The sequence below is a fragment of the Pontivivens marinum genome (assembly GCF_900231835.1).
Lineage (GTDB): Bacteria > Pseudomonadota > Alphaproteobacteria > Rhodobacterales > Rhodobacteraceae > Pontivivens > Pontivivens marinum.
The window spans coordinates 1,031,531-1,052,332 of the sequence record NZ_OCTN01000001.1; the positions used below are offsets into that span (position 1 = coordinate 1,031,531).

Annotated in this window: 16 protein-coding genes; 2 read left to right on the plus strand and 14 right to left on the minus strand. The window is 60.5% G+C overall.

Annotated features, from left to right (window positions below; all coding sequences use genetic code 11):
* Positions 1-76 precede the first annotated feature (76 nt).
* The gene (locus CR254_RS05170) at positions 77-1,366 is read right to left on the minus strand and encodes a 1-acyl-sn-glycerol-3-phosphate acyltransferase (protein WP_245851383.1); all 1,290 of its coding nucleotides are present in this window, start codon (positions 1,364-1,366) and stop codon (positions 77-79) included.
* Positions 1,367-1,627: 261 nt separating this feature from the next.
* On the opposite strand from CR254_RS05170, the gene CR254_RS05175 reads away from it, so the two are divergent.
* Positions 1,628-3,589 (plus strand): ethylmalonyl-CoA mutase, encoded by a 1,962-nt coding sequence (locus CR254_RS05175; RefSeq protein WP_097928907.1) that lies wholly within the window; start codon positions 1,628-1,630, stop codon positions 3,587-3,589.
* 3 nt (positions 3,590-3,592) lie between these two features.
* Here the strand turns inward: CR254_RS05175 and CR254_RS05180 are convergent, their stop codons facing one another.
* The 8 genes from CR254_RS05180 to CR254_RS05215 all read right to left on the minus strand — a co-directional run bounded on the left by CR254_RS05180 (position 3,593) and on the right by CR254_RS05215 (position 13,175).
* Complete coding sequence (locus CR254_RS05180) at positions 3,593-4,771, minus strand: TIGR03862 family flavoprotein (protein ID WP_097928908.1); 1,179 nt, start codon at positions 4,769-4,771, stop codon at positions 3,593-3,595.
* A gap of 6 nt (positions 4,772-4,777) precedes the next feature.
* Positions 4,778-6,094 (minus strand): porin family protein, encoded by a 1,317-nt coding sequence (locus tag CR254_RS05185; RefSeq protein WP_097928713.1) that lies wholly within the window; start codon positions 6,092-6,094, stop codon positions 4,778-4,780.
* Between the two features lie 4 nt (positions 6,095-6,098).
* Positions 6,099-7,187 carry a transferrin-binding protein-like solute binding protein gene (locus CR254_RS05190; protein WP_097928714.1) on the minus strand — a complete coding sequence of 363 codons (1,089 nt, stop codon included), beginning with the start codon at positions 7,185-7,187 and terminating at the stop codon, positions 6,099-6,101.
* Positions 7,188-7,262: 75 nt separating this feature from the next.
* The gene (locus tag CR254_RS05195) at positions 7,263-8,477 is read right to left on the minus strand and encodes an acyl-CoA dehydrogenase (RefSeq protein WP_097928715.1); all 1,215 of its coding nucleotides are present in this window, start codon (positions 8,475-8,477) and stop codon (positions 7,263-7,265) included.
* Positions 8,478-8,519: 42 nt separating this feature from the next.
* The gene (gene mmsB, locus CR254_RS05200) at positions 8,520-9,398 is read right to left on the minus strand and encodes a 3-hydroxyisobutyrate dehydrogenase (RefSeq protein WP_097928716.1); all 879 of its coding nucleotides are present in this window, start codon (positions 9,396-9,398) and stop codon (positions 8,520-8,522) included.
* 27 nt (positions 9,399-9,425) lie between these two features.
* Positions 9,426-10,454, minus strand: a complete 1,029-nt coding sequence (locus tag CR254_RS05205; protein WP_097928717.1) for an enoyl-CoA hydratase/isomerase family protein — start codon at positions 10,452-10,454, stop codon at positions 9,426-9,428.
* 12 nt (positions 10,455-10,466) lie between these two features.
* Complete coding sequence (locus CR254_RS05210; RefSeq protein ID WP_097928718.1) at positions 10,467-11,615, minus strand: acyl-CoA dehydrogenase family protein; 1,149 nt, start codon at positions 11,613-11,615, stop codon at positions 10,467-10,469.
* Positions 11,616-11,675: 60 nt separating this feature from the next.
* Positions 11,676-13,175, minus strand: a complete 1,500-nt coding sequence (locus tag CR254_RS05215; protein ID WP_097928719.1) for a CoA-acylating methylmalonate-semialdehyde dehydrogenase — start codon at positions 13,173-13,175, stop codon at positions 11,676-11,678.
* Positions 13,176-13,276: 101 nt separating this feature from the next.
* Between CR254_RS05215 and CR254_RS05220 the strand changes: the two genes are divergently transcribed.
* A complete protein-coding gene (locus CR254_RS05220; RefSeq protein ID WP_097928720.1) occupies positions 13,277-14,158 on the plus strand; it encodes a LysR family transcriptional regulator in 882 nt (293 codons plus the stop codon).
* On the opposite strand, the gene CR254_RS05225 is transcribed toward CR254_RS05220, so the two are convergent.
* From CR254_RS05225 to CR254_RS05245, 5 genes are all read right to left on the minus strand, one after another.
* On the minus strand, positions 14,151-15,719 hold the full coding sequence (locus tag CR254_RS05225) for an ABC transporter ATP-binding protein (RefSeq protein ID WP_097928721.1): 1,569 nt from the start codon (positions 15,717-15,719) through the stop codon (positions 14,151-14,153). The two genes, CR254_RS05220 and CR254_RS05225, sit on opposite strands and share 8 nt — an antisense overlap.
* A complete protein-coding gene (locus tag CR254_RS05230) occupies positions 15,716-16,534 on the minus strand; it encodes an ABC transporter permease (RefSeq protein WP_097928909.1) in 819 nt (272 codons plus the stop codon). Before CR254_RS05230 ends, CR254_RS05225 begins: the two co-directional genes overlap by 4 nt.
* On the minus strand, positions 16,534-17,466 hold the full coding sequence (locus CR254_RS05235; protein ID WP_425440246.1) for an ABC transporter permease: 933 nt from the start codon (positions 17,464-17,466) through the stop codon (positions 16,534-16,536). The genes CR254_RS05230 and CR254_RS05235 overlap by 1 nt, the downstream gene beginning before the upstream one ends.
* Before the next feature lie 227 nt (positions 17,467-17,693).
* Positions 17,694-19,166: a carboxypeptidase M32 gene (locus CR254_RS05240; protein WP_097928723.1), complete on the minus strand. Its 1,473-nt coding sequence runs from the start codon at positions 19,164-19,166 to the stop codon at positions 17,694-17,696.
* 97 nt (positions 19,167-19,263) lie between these two features.
* On the minus strand, positions 19,264-20,745 hold the full coding sequence (locus CR254_RS05245; protein WP_097928724.1) for an ABC transporter substrate-binding protein: 1,482 nt from the start codon (positions 20,743-20,745) through the stop codon (positions 19,264-19,266).
* Positions 20,746-20,802 lie beyond the last annotated feature (57 nt).

Below are 20,802 nucleotides of genomic sequence, written 5' to 3' on the forward strand. Positions count from 1 at the left end.
GCGTGCACTGTGCAAAAACGCACACGTCGTAGACGAAATCGAACGAAACTTACGTAAGGTCATCTTCGCGCCGAGCTCACTGCTCAAGCGAATCATCAAGGTGTGCGATTGATCGTGCATAATAGCGTAGCAGAGGCAGTTGCCCCTCAACACAGCTAAATCGACCATCCTCAACCGTAACGATCCTACGTTTAAGAATGTTGCGCAAACCGACCTCGATCGCGGGGCCGAAATCCTCACGCGGCAGGTGGAAATGCGCTCCACCCTCCATCAGCCGATCGACGAGGAACAAGGCCCGCTCGAAAATCTCATCGCGGGTCAGGTTTTGCTCACTCTTCAACAGAACCTGCGCAATCAGCGGGACGGGCACAATCGGCACCACGCGCCCCACCGCATCAATCAGCGTCTGGCCCAGATCACCAGCAGAGATACTGCCATCGGGCGATAGCGAGCGCAGTGACACCGGGGCGCCGAAACTGACGCTGGCATAACCGAACCTGTTCCACTTTCCGATCATCCGCATCCACACATGGCGCAGGAAAAACAGGAAGGCGGTTGATGCCTTGGCCCGAAAGCGCGGGCGCCCATTCGCGTCCATCTCCGCGCCGATCAGAATCCGATCCTCAACCACGCGGTCATAATTCAGGCCGACGGGGATAAAGACCACATCGCGCGCGCTGCTAGCGTCAAACCCCTGTAGAATATAGTTCAACAACCCCAGTTTCGGCGGGCGCAGCGCACCGTCGCGGCTCAACCCACCCTCCGGAAAGACCGCCTGCGTCACACCGCCATCTGTGGCCATCTGCACATAGCGCGACAGCACCTTGCGATAGAGCGGGTTTTCCGAGCGGCGGCGGATAAAGAACGCGCCCATCGCCTTTGCCAACTGCTCCAGCGGCCAAACCCGCGCCCATTCGCCGGCTGCATAGCTTAGCGAGGTCCGCTCACTGGCCAGATATGTCACCAATAGATAATCCACGTTCGAGCGGTGGTTCATGACGAAAATCACCGTCGCATTTTCATCCACATCCGCCAGCGAGGTTTCCTCATCCGCGCCAAGGCGAACGCGATATAGGGCCTGCGCGATCCAGCGACTCAGCTTCACCCCGAACAGGAAATATGTGGCGGCGGAAAAGCTGGGGACGATCTCGCGGGCGTATTTCGCGGCCTCCTGCGCGGCAACCTCATGGGGGATACCACGACTGCGGGCCTCACCCTCAACCGCCTCCATCACGACGGGATCATATGTCAGGCGGTCGATCAGCACCTGTCGTTTGGTCAGGCTGAATGGCTTGATCGATAATTGCAGACGGTCATTCACACGCCCCAAGGCACGGTTGATGCGCGCCCGAAAAAACCAACGCACCGATGGCACCAGAACACGGTTCAGCACCGCTATGGTGAGCGTTAATCCTCCAAGCAAAACAAGCCAGAGCGGGATTTCGACCGATTGTAACACGGGGGGACATTGCGGCACGCACGCGGCCACGTCTAGCCCGATTGCAGTACTATGGGTGCAGCACGCGCAATTTCATCACGCAATCTATATGCACAAATTACAACACTTGCGCAACATTATGTCTCACGCTATTTCTGTCGCAGTGCAACATTCAGCGTGAGTCCCATCATGGCCCAGAAAGACCGCCCCTGGCTTTTCCGCACCTATGCGGGGCATTCCACCGCCAGCGCCTCGAACGCGCTGTATCGTTCCAATCTGGCCAAGGGACAGACGGGCCTCAGCGTGGCGTTCGATCTGCCGACGCAAACCGGATATGACAGCGATCATGTTCTGGCAGCGGGTGAGGTCGGCAAGGTTGGCGTTCCCGTCAGCCATCTGGGCGATATGCGCGCACTATTTGCCGATATTCCGCTGGACCAGATGAATACCTCGATGACGATCAACGCGACGGCGGCATGGCTGCTGGCGCTATATGTCACAGTGGCAGAGGAGCAGGGCGCGGATATTTCCACGCTCAAGGGCACAGTACAGAACGATATCATCAAGGAATACCTGTCGCGCGGCACCTATGTCTTTCCCCCCGCGCCCAGCCTGAAACTGATCGGGGACATCGCGGAATATTGCTATACCAGCGTGCCGAAATGGAACCCGATGAACGTGTGTTCCTACCATTTGCAGGAGGCAGGCGCGACGCCCGAGCAGGAGCTGGCCTTTGCATTGGCCACCGCCACCGCCGTATTGGATGAGGTTCGCCCCCGCGTATCAGCCGAGGATTTCCCCGGTCTGGTCGCCCGCATCAGCTTTTTCGTAAATGCCGGCATCCGCTTCGTGACCGAGATGTGCAAAATGCGCGCCTTCGTCGATCTGTGGGATGAGATTTGCAAGGAACGCTACGGCGTTGAGGACCCCAAGCTGCGCCGCTTTCGCTATGGCGTGCAGGTCAACAGCCTCGGCCTGACCGAGCAACAGCCGGAAAACAACGTCTACCGCATCCTGATGGAAATGCTGGCCGTCACCCTGTCGAAAAAGGCCCGCGCCCGCGCCGTGCAGTTGCCCGCATGGAACGAGGCGCTTGGCCTGCCCCGCCCGTGGGATCAGCAATGGTCCCTGCGGATGCAGCAGATCATGGCATATGAAACGGACCTGCTGGAATATGACGACCTGTTCGACGGCAACCCCGCCGTGGATCGCAAGGTTGAGGCGCTAAAGGCTGGCGCGCGTGAGGAGCTGGCCCGCATCGACGACATGGGCGGCGCCGTTGCCAGCATCGACTACATGAAATCCCGCTTGGTTGAGAGTAACTCAGACCGGCTGGCCAAGATTGAGCGCGGCGACACCACCGTTGTCGGCGTCAACGCCTTTACCGGTGGCGAAAAATCCCCGCTAGTGGATGAGCAAGGCGGCATCATGACCGTCGATCCTGCCGTGGAGCAGGAACAGATCGACCGCTTGAATGATTGGCGTGCGGGACGTGATGACCTCGCCGTGCGTCGTGCGCTGGACGAACTGCGCACCGCCGCGCGTGAGGGGCGCAACATCATGCCGCCCTCCATCGCCTGCGCAAAGGCGGGTGTGACCACCGGCGAATGGGGCACCGCGATCCGCGCCGAATTTGGCGAGTATCGTGCCCCGACCGGCGTGTCCAAGGCAGTCAGCAACACCGCCACCGGCCTGGATGATCTGCGTGAGGCCGTGGGCGATGTCGCCGCACGGCTGGGCCGCCCGCTGACCTTCCTCGTTGGAAAACCGGGGCTGGACGGGCATTCAAACGGGGCGGAGCAAATTGCCTGCCGCGCCCGCGATGCCGGTATGGACGTGATCTATGACGGTATCCGCTTGACCCCGGAACAGATCGTTGCCGCCGCGCGTGAGGGGCGCGCCCATGTGATCGGCCTGTCGATCCTGTCCGGTTCACACCTGCCGCTCGTGCGCGACACGCTCGCCCGACTGGCTGCCGAAAACCTGTCCGTGCCTGTTGTTGTCGGTGGGATCATCCCCGAGGAAGACGCCGACCAATTGCGCGCCGACGGTGTTGCACGGGTTTACACGCCCAAGGATTTCGAACTGAACCGCATCATGTTCGATCTGGTGGAGCTGGCCGATCCTGACCGGATTATCGCCGCTGAATGACGCCTAACCGCGCGCCCACTGGGCCGCGGCCGCACCGGCATGACGCCCCGTCGCAAGGCAAGCCGTCAGCAGATAACCACCGGTCGGGGCCTCCCAATCCAGCATCTCCCCCGCCGCAAACACACCACGATGGGCCTGCAACATCAGCGCATCATTCAGCCCCGTGGCGCGAATACCACCCGCAACCGATATCGCCTCATTCATCGGGCGGGTGCGGGTCAGGTGAAGCGGGCAGGACTTGATCCGTGCCGCGATCTGGTCCGGCGTGCCCAGCGGGCCAGCCTCTCGCAGCAATGCCAGCTTTACCGGTGACAGACCGGAAACCTTGCGCAGATGGTTGCTCAACGACTGTTTTCCACGCGGCTTGGCCAACGCCCGTTGCAGCCCATCCAAATCCCGCGCAGGGGCAAGGTCGAGCGAGACGGTCAGCCCATCCGCGCCCATCTGGTCCCGCATTTGGGCGGACATTGCATAAATCAGGCTGCCCTCAACCCCTGTTTTACCCACCACAAATTCACCATGTCGCGCAGCGTCGCCACAGCGCAGCGCGACATCCTTGACCGGAATTCCGTGGAATTTGGCCATATGCGCCGACCAATCCACGTCAAAACCCATATTTGCGGGTCGAAACGGGGCCATGGCAACTTCGGGCATGATGTCCAGCCATCGCCCATCAGATCCCAATTTCGCCCATGACGCCCCACCCAACGCCAAAACAGTGGCCCGCGGCGTCACCAAAACCTCGCCCTGTGGGGTGTCAAACCGGTGCGCGCCCGCCTGCATACCCACCCATCGCCAGCGTGTTTTCATCTCAACACCTGCGGAATCCAGCCGCGCCAACCATGCGCGTAGCAGCGGCGATCCCTTCATGCTGACCGGAAACACACGCCCGCTGGAGCCGGTAAAGACCGGCTGGCCCAGCCCCTGCGCCCAGTCCTGCACCGCCTGCGCATCGAAACTGCGCAGGATCGGGGCCAGCCAAGCGGCCCCGCAGGCCGCAATGATATCGTCGATGCCTTCATCCTTGGTCAGGTTCAGGCCGGATTTGCCCGCCATCAGGAACTTACGCCCCAAGCTGGGTTTCTGTTCCGCAACCAAAACCGATGCACCCGCGGCCGAGGCAACCTCCGCCGCGGCAAGCCCAGCCGGACCGCCGCCGATAATCAAAACATCAGGTTGCATTTGCATTCAGAAGCGACTGGTCAGCGAAATTTCGGCGCCATAGGCCTCGTAATCATAGCGCACATCATTGGATGCACTATGCGTCCATGTCAGGCTGATACGCGGCGTGACCCCACGATATTGCAGTTGCGACGACAGCGCGCTGAGGCGCAAGCGCGTGATCGCATCCTCACGCACGCCGCCCGCCACAACGCTAACCGCGCGAAAACGGCGCTCCTTATATTCGGCAGTGGCATCCAGCAGCAATCCGTTCGCGAACCCGCGATAGGCCCCGATTTCAATGCCAAGCCCATCATAGCTGTTCGCATCCAGCAGGGTCGCGGAATCCTCCACAATGACCCCGAGGCTAAAGCCGAGCTGCGCGTTCAGCGCCTTGCGGAAGGTTAGCTCCACATCCTGATTGATCTGATCGGGGCTGATCCGGAAATTGCGGTCGGAATAATTATACTCCCCCTCAACCCGCATACCATCGCCCAGCGACAACCGTCCGGCCAGCCGCAGGCCAAGGCTGGAATCCGAGGAGTTTCCATCGACCCACCGCTGATCCGTCACAAACTCAACAGTCGCCCGTCTTGTGACAGGCCCCAGATGCAAACCAACGCGGCCTGTCAGGATTTGATTGTCGAATTGCGACCCGGGATATTCATTCACCTGACCCGCACCTGCAAAATACAACTGTCGGTCATTCTGCAGTGGAATCGTGTAAATCGCCGTGCCGCCATAGGACAGGCCGACGCCCGATTCCGGTGTGGTGCCTAGTTGAAATGGCAGCCCCGAAATCAACACTGTGCCCTGCCCGCCGCCGCTGTTCAGGTTCGATGATGGCGCGATGGTCAGGAATGTGGAAAAGCTCAGCCGGTCCTCTGGCCTTACGGCATCAATTGCGGCCTCGAAAAACTCACGCTCACCTGCGTTTTCCGCCGCATCCGCCAGAATGTTGAGGTGAAACTGCGCGCCCTCGGCCTGATCCAGCGCGGCTAGCACCTGCGCCAATTCCAACCGGACCAGCCGGAATTCGGGCCGCTCCGCCAGAATTTGCCGCAACAGGACCGCCGCCTGCTCAAACTGACCGGTTTGACGATAGATGACGGCCTGCAAATAGGCCGCCTGATAGCCGAAATCACCCTCGTTAAAGACGGAGCCATCCAGCAGCAATTGCGCCTCGGCCAGTTGGCCACCCTCAACCAGAGACCCGATGACGGCGACCTGCTGCCCTTGCTCCAGATCCAGATATAAAACCTGCGCACCCGTTTCCTGCGCAGCGGCAGGTGTGGTCAACGCAAGGGCGAAACAGAGAGCAAGGCCCGAAATCAACTTCTTCATCAGGTTACTGGGCGCCGCCTGCGGTCACTGCGAATACATATTCGCGCACGGCGGTTGCGGTGCCATTATCGATGCTCATCGCGCCCTCCAGAATACCGGCCAATGCGACTTCATCCGCGTTGGCGCCAAAGAAGCCACCGGCGACCTGCTGGCTGATAATGCTGCCAACAGTCGCATCGGCAAAATCAACAAACCGGATATCCGTGCCGGTAATGGTGTTCCCCGTGATGGAGCCGCCCATGATAAACCCGTCAACTGCGGCATTCAGAATAATCGTGTTCGTGCTGTCGGCGGGATCAATACCGTATAGCTCGATATTCTCGACATTTGCAGTCACAGTACCGGCATTAAAATCGGCAATGATGTCAAAGGCGGGCACCGCGCTGCCACCCTGCTGCCGGATGAACAGCGACCGCGTTGTGCCGCCATCATTGTAGATCGTCTGGCCACTGTTCAGGAACCCGTGATAGACCCCGTCAGCCGCCCCTGCAACCGGCACATTGGCAACCGCCGTTTCATTTCCGATAAAGCCGACACCAAAGACCCCCTCGCCCGAAGCACTGTCAAAGCTGGTCAAATTCACAATCGCAACGTCGTTCAGCACAACTTGCGATGCTAGATCGGCGCCAAAAATGCTCACGCCCTCTAGCTGGGTCTGGGCATTGCTGCTGGCCGATGCGTCGCCGAAATTGCCGTTCTGAAAATGGGTCACACCCGATACAGCCGCCACATCCGTGAATGTACCGCCCCGGATCATTGCCCCCGTGGTGGAGATATCGGCCAGCGTGTCGGAGTTTACCTCACGACGGCCTTCAACCGTGTTGGAGCCCGTCGCATCCGCAGTCAGGTCAACCTGCACTGTCACACCAGCAGTTGTCGTTCGGTCGCTGGCCTGCGCCTCCGTTGCGCTGGTTGTGTAGGTCGTCACCCCATCCACCGTTTCCGATGATTGGGATGCCGACAACTGCACGGCAAGAACCGTTCCCGTAACATTGGTGGGCAAGTTGACCACGGAAAGTGGATCGTTGCTGCCACTTCCGCACGCAGCTAGTGCGAGCGGAAGAACCAATACCGGCAATACAGATGTTTTCATGTCATGCTCCATCGACGCGTTGACGACAATAGACATGTCACGCGCCCAAATGTCTGTAGCTGACACGCATCTTATTCAGAAAAATGCCTGTAATCCAGTCTGCGCACGCCCCAAAATCAACGCATGTACATCATGCGTTCCCTCGTAAGTGTTTACCGTCTCTAGGTTTTGTGCGTGCCGCAGGACCTGGTATTCGGCCTGAATACCGTTACCGCCATGCATATCACGGGACTGACGCGCAATATCCAGCGCCTTGCCACAGTTATTACGCTTGATCAGGCTGATCATTTCAGGCGCTGCGCGACCCTCATCCATCAGGCGACCAACACGCAGAGAGGCCTGTAATCCCAGCGAGATTTCGGTTTGCATGTCGGCCAGCTTTTTCTGGAACAACTGTGTTTGCGCCAAGGGGCGGCCAAATTGATGGCGGTCCAACCCGTATTGACGCGAACGGTGCCAGCAATCCTCAGCCGCGCCCATCACGCCCCATGCAATGCCGTAGCGGGCGCGGTTCAGACAGCCAAACGGCCCTTTCAGTCCCTCGACATTAGGCAGCAAGGCATCTTCACCGACCTCGACGCCCTCCATCACGATTTCACCGGTGATCGAGGCACGCAAGGACAGTTTGCCGCCAATTTTCGGCGCGCTCAGCCCCTTCATGCCCTTTTCCAGAACGAATCCGCGAATCTTGCCGCCATGCGCCTCGGACTTCGCCCAAACAACAAAAACATCCGCGATCGGCGCGTTCGAGATCCACATCTTCGCGCCGTTCAGCACGTAGCCGCCGTCGGTTTTCTTGGCCACGGTTTTCATGCCGGCAGGGTCCGACCCTGCATCCGGCTCCGTCAAACCAAAGCACCCGATCCATTCGCCCGCTGCCAGTTTCGGCAGATATTTCTGGCGCTGCTCCTCGGACCCGTAGGCCTGAATCGGATACATCACCAGCGAGGATTGCACCGACATCATCGAGCGATAGCCGGAATCGACGCGCTCCACCTCACGCGCGATCAGGCCGTAGCTGACATAGCCCGCGCCCAAACCACCATATTCCTCGGGGATCGTTGCGCCCAGCAGGCCCATTTCACCCATTTCGCGGAAAATCTCGGGGTCGGTTGTCTCATTCAAATAGGCATCCGTGACACGCGGCATCAGCTTGTCCTGCGCGAAGGTATGCGCGCTGTCGGACAGCATCCGCTCCTCCTCCGTCAACTGATCGTTCAGCAGGAACGGATCGTCCCATTTGAACGAGGCGAGCGAGGGGCCGTGGCCATCATTCTGTCCGGTAGCCATGATGAATCTCCTTTGAATATAATATCGTGCGGGCGCCAGACCTTAATCAGCGTCGTTGCGGCCCTTGGTCGTCAGGCGTGGCAGAACGGCAGAAAAATCCATTCCTGTGCCATCATCACCGACAAAGGCCTCATAATATGCCGTTGCCCGTGCGCCCATTGGCGTTGCCGCATCGGCGCTATCCGCCGCCTGCTGGCTCAACCGTAAATCCTTGAGCATCAATTCCGCCGCAAAGCCCGGCTTGTAATCGTTATCCGCCGGACTTTGTGGCCCGACACCGGGCGCAGGGCAATAGGCATTCATGCTCCATGAATAGCCCGAGGACGTGGACACCACATCGAACATCGCCTGCCGGTCCAGACCCAGCTTATCCGCCAGCGCGAATGCCTCGCTGGTGGCAACCATGGTAACGCCAAGGATCATGTTGTTACAAATCTTTGCCGCCTGCCCATTGCCCGGCGCACCGCAATGCACGGCCTTTTGGCCCATAATCTCAAACAGGGGTGCTGCCAGTGCGAATGCCGCGTTTGAGCCACCAGCCATAAAGGTCAACGTACCCGCCGCCGCGCCACCAACCCCGCCGGACACCGGTGCATCTACAGGCAACAAGCCGGCATCCTCTGCCTCGACCGCAGCCTCGCGCGCGCTGTCCACATCCACGGTCGAGCAATCGATAAACACCGCGCCCTTTTTACCGGCGGGGACAATCTCGGCGTAAACCGCGCGCAAAATGGCACCGTTGGGCAGCATGGTGATAACCGCATCGCGCCCACTGGCCGCCTGCGCCGCCGTTGCGGCCTGTTCGGCACCTTCAACCGTGACGCCCGCAACATCGAAGCCCGTAACCTCATGCCCTGCGGCAACCAAGTTGGCCGCCATTGGCGCGCCCATATTGCCCAGCCCGATAAATCCGATCTTCATGTCACTCTCTCCCAACAGCCACGTTTGTTATAATTTCAGTTCGTCCGCGCCCAAGGGGCTCAACATCTGGCTGACACTGATCTGCGCCAGTTCCTCCAGCCGAGCGACGGCCCATTGCGGGTTACGATCCTTGTCGATCACGGCGGCGCGCACGCCCTCCAGAAACTCGCCATGTTCCATGCAGCGGGCGGTAAAGCGGTATTCCAGCTTTAGCGCGTCCTCCAACCGGTTCAGGTTGCGCGCACGGTGGATCGCCTCAACCGCGCAGGCGATGGAAAACGGAGCATTCCGGCGCAACATTTTCAACGTCGCCTGTTCCCATTCCCCATTTTTGTGTTCCAGCGAGCGGATGATATCCATCGCGTACTCGCCGCCAAAATGCTCGTCGATTTGTGGCTGCGCCTGCTGCAACGGCCCCTGTTCAGGCGTTTGTGCAAAGGCGTCGATCACATCCGGTCCCTTAACGCACAGCGCCATTTTAAGCGCCTCGATATGCTCCGTCGGAACATAGCTGTCGGCAAAGGTCGCGTGGATCGCATCGGCAGGTCCCATCCGTGCACCCGTCAGGCCCAGATATTCGCCCAGCCGCCCCGGCGCGCAGCCCAGCAGCATTGATCCACCAACGTCAGGGATCAACCCGATGGCACATTCCGGCATCGCCACCTGCGTGCCATCCGTCACCACACGGTGCGAGCCCAGCGCGGACACGCCAACGCCACCGCCCATGACAAAGCCATGCATGATCGCGACATAGGGTTTGGGGTAATTCCAGATCAGCGCGTTCAGCCGGTATTCATCGGCCCAGAACTGCCGCCCATAATCGTAATCGCCCGCGCGCCCGCTATCGTATAGCTTTTGAATATCACCACCCGCGCAAAAGGCCCGATCCCCCGCGCCGTCGATCAGAATCAACTGCACGGCTGGATCGTCACGCCACGCGATCAGGTGTTTTTCGATATCGAGTATCTGCTGATGGGTCAGCGCGTTCAATGCCTCTGGCCGGTTCAGCGTGATCCGCCCTGCATGGCCCTCGATCCGGAAATCTGTGTCGCTCACGAATAGTATCCTTTAGCCGTTTCCACGGTCCGCCAGCAGCTTACGCGCGACGATGACCCGCATGATTTCGTTGGTGCCCTCCAGGATTTGATGCACCCGTAGATCGCGCACGATCTTTTCGATGCCGTAATCCTCCAGGTAGCCATAGCCACCATGCAATTGCAGGCAGTCATTCGCCACCTCGAACGCCGCATCGGTGACAAAGCGTTTGGCCATCGCGCAATGCTGCGTTGCATCGGGCGATTTCTGGTCCAGCTTCCACGCGGCCTGACGCAAGAAGATACGGGCGGCCTGTAGCTGCGTCTCCATATCCGCCAACCGGAATTGCAGCGCCTGGAATGTGTCAATGGTCGCGCCGAATGCCTTACGCTCACCCATATAGGTCAGGGTTTTGGTCAGCGCGCCCTGCGCCCCGCCCAAACTGCATGCGGCGATGTTAAGACGCCCGCCATCCAGCCCCTTCATGGCGAAGCGGAATCCGTCGCCCTCCGCGCCGATCAAGTATCGGGCGGGAATGCGGCAATCGTCGAACTGAACCTGCGCGGTTGGTTGCGCCTTCCACCCCATTTTACGTTCCTGCGCGCCAAAGCTGAGGCCTGCCGCACCCTTGGGCACCAGCACCGCCGAAATCCCCTTGGGGCCGTCAGCACCGGTACGGCACATCACGACGTACCAATCGGAATAATCGCCGCCGGAAATGAATGCCTTGGTCCCGTTCAGAACGTAATCATCGCCATCGCGCCGCGCCGTTGTTTTCAACGATGCCGCGTCCGAGCCACTGCCCGGTTCTGTCAGGCAATAGCTGGCCACGGTGTCGAAGGACGCCAATCCGGGGATCACCTCGGCCCGCAACGCATCATCGGCAAAGCTGTCGATCATCCACGCGCACATATTGTGGATCGAAACGAACGCCGCCACGGACGGATCGCCCTGCGACAACCCCTCGAAAATCAGGGCGGCATCCAGACGGCTCAACGCCGAACCGCCGTGATCCTCGGCACAGTAAATCGCGCCCATGCCCAACGCACCGATTTCGGACAGCAGCGCCCGATCGATACCGGCACTTTCCGCCGCAATGGCCGACGGGCCCAGACGGTCCCGCCCGAAATCCGTGGCCATTTCCGCAATCGCCGATTGCTCGTCACTCAGTGCGAAATCCATGCGCGTCCCTTTCAAAGTTGGTCGGGGCGATCCCCCACGAAATCGCCCCGACCGTCCCCCTTACTTCATCACCGGAATGGAGAACTCGGCCCCATCCTTGATACCGCTGGGCCAACGGGCCGTAACGGTCTTCGTCTTGGTGTAGAAGCGGAAGGCATCCGGCCCATGCTGGTTCAAATCGCCAAAGCTCGATTTCTTCCAGCCGCCAAAGGTGTGGTATGCCAGCGGCACAGGGATCGGCACGTTGATGCCAACCATGCCAACATTGATCCGGTTCGCAAAATCACGCGCCGCATCGCCATCGCGGGTAAAGATCGCGGTGCCGTTGCCATATTCATGATCCATGGCCAGCTTCAACGCGTCCTCGTAATTCTCGGCCCGTACCGTCACCAGCACAGGACCAAAGATTTCCTGCGTGTAGATATCCATATCCGGTGTGACATGGTCGAACAGACATGCGCCAAAGAAGAAGCCGTCCTCATATCCCTGCATCGAGAAACCGCGCCCATCGACGACCAGCTTCGCGCCCGCCTCAACACCGGATTCCACCAGACCGCCAACGCGGCTCTTTGCCTCTGCCGTGACCAGCGGGCCGAAATCGACGTCGTCGCCGCCGGTGTAAGGACCGATTTTCAGGGCCTCGACCTTGGGCGCCAGCTTCGCCATCAGCTTATCTGCGGTTTCCTCACCCACCGGCACCGCGACCGAAATCGCCATGCAGCGTTCGCCCGCCGCGCCAAAGCCAGCACCGATCAGCGCATCCGCCGCCTGATCCATGTCCGCGTCGGGCATGATGATCATGTGGTTTTTGGCACCGCCGAAACACTGCACCCGCTTGCCGTTCGCGCAGCCACGCTCGTAGATATAGGCCGCGATCGGGGTTGAGCCGACGAAGCCAACAGCCGAGATACCCTCGTGATCGAGGATCGCATCCACCGCTTCCTTGTCACCATTGACGACCTGCAAGATACCGTCGGGCAGACCCGCCTCCTGCATCAGCTCAGCCAACATCAGCGGTACGGATGGATCGCGCTCGGATGGCTTCAGGATGAACGCATTGCCCGCCGCGATGGCCGGGCAGAATTTCCACATCGGGATCATGGCGGGGAAATTGAACGGAGTAATCCCCGCTGCAACGCCCAGCGGCTGACGCATGGAATACATGTCGATGCCGGGGCCGGCGCCGTCCGTGTACTCACCCTTTAGCAGGTGCGGCGCGCCCAGACAGAACTCCGCCACTTCCAAACCACGGATCACGTCGCCCTTGGCATCTGGCAGGGTCTTGCCGTGCTCGCGGCTCAACGCCTCGGCCAATTTGTCCATGTCACGGTGCAGCAGGCGAACGAATTCCATCAAGACCCGTGCGCGACGCTGTGGGTTTGTTGCGCCCCATGCGACCTGCGCCTTGGCTGCGCCCTGAACAGCCGCATCCATATCGGCGGCATTGGCCAGTGGAACCTGCGCCTGAACCTCACCCGTTGCGGGGTTATAGATGTCAGCCTTGCGGTCCGAGGTTCCCGAAACGCGCTTACCGTCGATGAAGTGCCATAGCTGCTGCATAGTCATTCTCCCAAATTTTGGGGCACCTTAGCCTTGCGTCTACGCCGGATCGACAGGTAAATTCCCTGACCGATACTGCAAAAATGCAGGAGCATTGCATCATGTCGAAACCGAGCTGGGATGACCTGCGGATTTTTCTGGAGCTGTCGCGGCGCGGCACCTTACTGGGCGCGGCGCGGGCGTTGGGAATTGATGCAGCAACCGTTGGCCGACGCATTGCAGCACTGGAACAATCGCTGGATGCACGGCTGTTTGACCGCTCGCAACGGGGATACGCGTTGACCGAGGCAGGTCGCCGCCTGACCGATCCCGCCACCGCAATGGAGGCCGCCGCCAGCAGCGCCGCCGACAGTTTGGCCGGCCAGACCGAGCGTTTGTCAGGCGCCGTTCGCATTGGCGCGCCCGAGGGCGTCGCCTCCACCATTCTCGGCCCCGCCTGTGCACGTATTGCCGATGCCCATCCCGATCTAAGGTTGGAAATGGTGGCCCTGCCCCGCGTCTTTTCGCTCAGCCAGCGTGAGGCAGACATCGCCATCGCGCTAACGCCGCCCAGCGCCAGCCGCCTGCGCACGCGCCGTGTCGCGGATTACAACCTGCACCTATACGCCACAGCCGAGGTGATCGCCCGCCACAAACTGACACAGATCAGCGCGCTACAGGATGTGCGGTTCATCGGCTACATCGCCGATATGATCTTTGATAAGGAGCTGGATTACGTCCCGATGGTTGGTGCCGAATTGCGCCCGCAACTGACCTCCACCTCGCTCAGCATCCAACTCGACTGGACCGCGGCGGGTGAGGGCGCGTGCATCCTGCCCGATTTCGTGGCGCGTAAACGGCCAGAGCTGCAACAAATCCTGCCGGATCAGATTGCCTTCACCCGCAGCTTTCACATGATCCGGCACGAGGATGACCTGCGCGCCGCTCGCATCAGCCGCACGGCGGACCGCCTGACGGCGGCCCTACGCGCAGCACTCAGTTAGCGACACCCTCGGGCAAGCGGGGCGTCGCGGCCAGCAATTGGCGGGTATAATCGGCCTGTGGCGCGGTAAAGACCTGCTCCGTCTCGCCGCTTTCCACGATCTGCCCCAACTGCATCACCATCACGCGGTCGGTGATCGCCCGCACCACGCTAAGGTCATGGCTGATGAACAGATAGCTGACCTCATATTTGGCAGATAGCTCCGCCAACAGATCGAGAATCTGCGCACGCACCTGCACATCCAGCGCGCTGACCGCCTCATCCAGCAGGATGATATCGGGGCGAATAATCAACGCCCGCGCAATCGCGATCCGCTGCCGTTGCCCGCCGGAAAAGGCATGGATGTGGCGGTCCGCGTCGCTGGCCTTCATCCCGACACTCACCAAAACCTCCTCAACCGCTGCGCGCCGTGGGGGTGGGTTGTCCAGCAGGTGGAACGGCTCCGCTACCAAACGCTCAACCGTCCAACGGGGGTCGAAACTGCCGAAAGGGTCCTGAAACACAACGCCGATACGGCGGCGCAATGCGCGGGATGCATCGGCGTCCATCAGATACTCACCCAGCCGGATTTCGCCGCTTTGCACCGGTTCCAACCCCAGCAAGGCCCGCGCCAGCGTCGATTTACCCGACCCGCTTTCCCCGACCAGACCCAGATTTTCACCGCGTTTCAGGTCAAAGCTGATGCCCCGCACCGCTTGTACCGGTGGCGCGCGCCCGATCAGACGGCGTGCACCCGGGTAGCTGCGCCGAACATCGCGGACCTGCAAAACAGTCTCCGATTCCAGCCGCACCTGACGCACGGGCTGATGGACCGACGCAGCCAGCAAGGCGCGGGTATAGTCGTGTTGCGGACGCAGCAGCACATCATCAACGCTGCCCCGCTCCACCACGCGGCCGGTTTGCATCACTGCAATCTCATCCGCCATTTCCGCAACCACGGCCAAATCGTGGGTGATCAGGATCAGGCCCATGCCGTCCTCACGCACAAGACGGCGCAACAACTCCAGAATCTCACCCTGCGTGGTCACATCCAACGCGGTTGTCGGCTCATCCGCGATCAGCAGTTTCGGGGCAAGGGCTATGGCACAGGCAATCACAACCCGCTGACGTTGCCCGCCCGACAGCTCATGCGGGAACCGGTTCAGGCCGATATGTTCCAGCCCGACACGGTCCAACACCTCACGCGCGCGTACCAACGCGGCACGGCGGCCGGTTTTGGTATGCAGGCGCACCGTTTCCGCCACCTGATCGCCAATCGTGTGCAGCGGGTTCAGTGCCGTCATCGGCTCCTGAAACACCATGCCGACATTCCGCCCGCGCCGCATGCACATCTGCCGTTCGCTGAGGGTGTCCAGCACCTCCCCCTGCAACACGATAGAGCCGGACGCCTGCATCCCCTCGGCCAGCAAGCGCATGATGGCCAGCGCGGTCATCGACTTACCCGACCCGCTTTCGCCAACCAGACCCAGCACCTGCCCCGGCGCCATTTCCAGTGAGACATCCCGCAGGATTTGGACACTCCCGATCTGCACAGACAGGTTTTGTACCGATAGCAAACTCATCGCGCCCGCCCCCGCTTTAGCTTTGGATCAAACACATCGCGCAACCCGTCCCCCATCAGGTTCAGGCCCAGCACGCTCAACACAATGGCCAAGCCGGGGAACAGCGCCATATGCGGCGCGAGCGAGATCAACGTCTGCGCATCGGCCAACATCCGGCCCCAACTGGGCAGGGGTGGCTGCGCGCCAAGGCCAACATAGCTCAATGCCGCCTCGACCAGGATACCGACAGAAAACTGGATCGTTCCCTGCACGATCAGAAGGTTGGCGATGTTGGGCAAGATATGCTCGGCTGAAATCCGCGCCGCGCCCTTACCCGCGACCCGCGCGGCCATGATGTATTCACGGCTCCACAGGCTCAACGCCGCGCCACGCGACAGGCGCGCAAAGACCGGAATGTTGAAAATACCAATCGCCAGAATCGCGTTCCAAACGCTGGGCCCGACCAGCGCCGTGAACAGGATCGCGATCAGGATCGACGGGAACGCAAAGATCAGGTCGTTGCCACGCATGATCACATCATCCAGCAACCCGTCGCGCCGCGCCGCCGCCGTCAGGCCCAGCGGCACACCAACCCCCATCCCGATCACAACCGAGGCCAGCGCCACCGCCAGCGAGGTTCGCGCCCCCACCATCAGCATCGAAAAGATATCGCGGCCTAACTGGTCCGTGCCCAGCCAATGCGTACCCGATGGCCGCAACATCCGGTCAGGGATCGACAGCGTTTCCACGTCAAACGGCGTCCAGACAAAGCTGAGCACGGCCAGCACCGCGAATAATCCGCTCAGCACACCGCCTAAAATCAGATTTCGTGAAATCATCGCCGCAACCTCGGATCTACGATGGCATAGGCCATATCGACTAGGAACGTGACCACAACCACCGCCATGACCAGCAGCATCACCGTGCTTTCCACCACGATCAGATCGCGCTGGTTGATCGCCTGAAACAGCAACCGGCCCAGACCGGGCAGGTAGAAGACGTTCTCGATAATAATCGCGCCGGCCAACAGAAAGGAAAACTGCAACCCGATGATGGTCAGCACGGGGATCATCGCATTGCGCAGGGCGTGACCGCGCACAACGCCACCTTGGCTCAGCCCCTTGGCCCGCGCGGTGCGCACGTAATCCTCGTCCAATGTGTCGATCAGGGCGGACCGCATGATCCGTGCGAGGATACTGGCCTGTGGCAATGCCAGCGCAATCGCCGGCAGTGTCAGCGCGCCAATCGCGGCCAGCGGATCCTCCCAACCGGGAAAGCCACCGGCCCGCACCCAGCGCAGGTTGATGGCAAAGATCACGACCAGAAACATTGCGAACCAGAAATTCGGGATCGCGATACCCAGCTGGGTCGCACCCATAATCCCGTAATCTGCCGCCTTACCCCGCCGCATCGCGGCAATAATCCCGATGGGAAAGGCAATGATTGTGGACAACAACAGCGCATATAACGCCAGCGGCAGGCTGACCCAAACCCGATCCCCGATCAGTTCGGCCACCGGCACACGGTAGGTATAGGAGGCCCCGAAATCACCGGTCAGCAATCCACCCGCCCATGTGAAATAGCGCGAGACCAGCCCCGCATCCAAACCCATCTGGGCGCGCAGGGCGTCAACGGCTTCGGGCTGGGCGTTCATGCCCAACATAAAGGCAGCCGGATCACCGGGCAGAACCTCGATCACGCAAAAAATCAGGACCGACGCAACAACCAGCGTCAGAACAAGAGAGAGCAACCGCCGCGCAACATGCATCAACACGGGCAGCCCCCCCCGTCATCTGCGCAAAATTGCCAACGGATCATTACCGCATCCAAGCCGTTCAAAATTCGCCCTCCACACTGGGCCGCAAACGGGAAATCCCGAACAGCCGACCCACAAAACGGTCGTCACCGTCACGGCCTGTTCGATATGTCCAACCTGCGCGCCGATGGTTAACAGGGCGTAAATGCGCCCCTTGCTTCTCAACTGAGCGCCGCCCCTCAGATCCCGTATAAATCACTGAATTTCGCATCCAGATAGGCAACCAACGGCGCGCTGGTCACGGCACCACCAACCGCCTGCTGCATCAATTCAGGCGCGGACAAAACGGAACCATGCCGGTGCACGTTCTGGCCCAGCCATTGCACAACCGCGCTTGTATCGCCCTGCGCCAATTGCGCGTCCAGATCAGGCACCGCCGCCGCCAGTTTTTCATGCAATGCAGCCGCATAGATATTGCCCAACGAATAAGTCGGGAAATAGCCGAACAGACCCGCCGACCAGTGCACATCCTGCAATACGCCCTGCGCCGGATCGGTAACGTGTTGTCCGAAATCAGCAGCAAACCGCTCGTTCCATGCGCCCTCCAGATCGGCAACATCTAGGTCGCCCGCGATCAAGGCACGCTCCAGATCAAAGCGCATGATGACGTGCAGGTTGTAATGCACCTCGTCCGCCTCCGTCCGGATAAATCCGGGGGAAACATAGTTCACCGCGCCATAAAATGTCTCCGCATCCATATCGATGCCAAAGGTGTCCACCATCCGCCCGTGCAGCCAGCCACAGAACGCGCGCGATCGGCCAAGCTGGTTTTCCAGCACCCGGCTTTGACTTTCATGAACACCCATACTGGCATGACTGCCCGCTGGGGTCCGCTCCAGCGCGACAGGCAGGCCCTGCTCATAAACGGCGTGGCCGACCTCATGCACGGTGGAATATAGGCAATCAAAGGGACGCGCCTCATCCACCCGCGTTGTAATCCGCACATCGCCCAGCGTGCCGGAACAGAACGGATGCGTCACCAGATCCATCCGGCCCGCAGTCCAGTCATAACCGAACACGCCGGCCAATTCGCGGGCGATGGCCATCTGACCGTCCGGCCCGAATTGCCCCTCAAGCGTGGCAAGCTGCCGCCCACTGCCCGCAATCCGCGCCCGCAAATCCGATAGCGGTGCGCGCAGGGATCCCAAAATCGCGTCCAGCGGCTCGGTTTTCATGCCCGGCTCAAACCCGTCCAGCAAGGCGTCATAACGGCTTTCGCGATCCAGACACTGCGCATCGGCCTGCTGACGCTTCAGGTTCACAATTTCGGTCAATGTGGGCAAAAACGCGGAAACATCAGATGCCGCCCGTGCCTGCGCCCAAACGCCATGGCCACGGCTGGTGGCGCGGGCAATCGCCTCAGCCAAATCGCCGGGCATATTTTGATTGCGCTGCCAATCCCGCCGGATCAGGCGCAGATTTGCGCGGGCACCGTCATCCAGCGTGCCCTCGTCAATTGCGGCCAGCCAGTCGCCAACACGCGGATCGGTGCGGCGGGCGTGGATTACCGCCTCCAACGCGCCCATCTGTTCGGCCCGCTGTTCGGCACCACGAGGGGGCATCACTGCCTCCTGATCCCACCCCAGGATCCCCTGCGCCTGCGAGATCGACTCCGTTTGTTTCACATGAGCGATCAGCGCGTCATAAGCCATGAGGCCTCCTTAAATTTCACATGGCGCACTGCGCAACGAAAAGGGGTCCGGGTCAAGCCCAGACCCCTGAAAGGTTCATTCAAACTTCAACTAAAGTTCACTCAGCCCAGCTAACGCCGGTCAGATCATTCGCCTGTGTCGGGGAATTTTCCCACAATCCACGCAACCGCGCATCAGCAACACCGGTTTTGGCCAACTGGAACAGGTACGCGTTTACATGCTCCTCAGCGATCATCTGCTGCGCCTGCTGCATCAGATCTGTGCGCGCGCCCTCATCCGAGGTTGCCTCCAGCTCATCAATCAGCGCCACGAATTCAGGCTTTGCATAGTCGAAATAATAGCCGTCACGCGCATAGATGCCGATATCCATCGGCTCGGTGTGGCTGACAATGGTGAAACCATAATCGCGCCCGCGGAACACAGTCTCCAGCCAGTCCGCCCACTCGACATTCTGGATTTCGACGGTGATGCCGACTTCGCGCAGTTGAGCGGCGATAATCTCACCCCCACGGCGCGCATAGGCGGGCGGCGGCAGTTTCAGCGTGGTGGTGAAGCCGTCAGGATATCCTGCCTCAGCCAGCAATTCACGCGACCGCTCAGGATCGAATGCCGACAGTTCGGTCAGGTCAACATAGGCCGGATTATGCGGCGCGAAATGCGTGCCAATCGGGGTGCCGTAACCGAACATCGCGCCATCAATGATGGACTGACGATCGATCGCACGGGAAACAGCCTCACGCACCAGCGGGTTGTTCAGTGGCTCCAACCCGTTATTCATGGCCAAAATCGTCTCACCCTCGGTCGAGCCGACGATGACGTTATAGCGTGGGTCCGCCTCGAACTGGATCAGGTTTTCCGGCGCGGGGAATGTCGGGAACGCATCCAGATCGCCCGCCATCATCGCAGCAAAGGCAGCAGTCGGGTCCGAGATAAACTTGAACGTCGCACTTTCCAGCGCCACAGCCTCGCCCCAGTAATCATCGTTGCGCACCATCTCGACGCGATCACCCTGCACCCAATCGGCAAAGCGGAACGGGCCGGTACCAACGGGGTTGGTTGCGTTATCGGCGGCGGATTCCTCAGCCACGATCACCGCATCACCCCATGCCAGGTTGAACGGCAGCGCACCGTTTGGCGCGCTCAACGTGATGGCGACCTGCGTCGGGCTTAGAACCTCAACATCCGCGATGCTGGCAAACAGCGCCTTTTGCGCGTTTGTGCTGTCCTCGGCGCGGGCGCGGTCCAGACTGAACTTTACGTCCTGCGCGTCAAACGCGGTGCCGTCATGAAATGTAGCGCCCTCAACCAAGGTGAAAGTATAGACGAGGCCGTCCTCGCTGACCTCCCACTCACGCGCCAGCGCGGGCAGAACCGCGCCGTCGGACCCAAATCGGGTCAGGCCCTCAAAAATATTGGCGTAAACCACCTCGTCGATGGCCCCTGCTGCGGCGCCTGTCGGGTCAAGGTTCGGCGGCTCCAACTGCATGCCCAGCGTGATCGAGGTATTCTGTGCCATAGCGGTTGTTGCGCACAGCGCCGCCGCCAAAGTAAGGGCCAGAGTTTTCATCGGTATCTCCATGTTGTTGCAGTGCAGAGCAGTCGGCCGCGAGTACATCCGAGCGCGCGCCAGAAATCT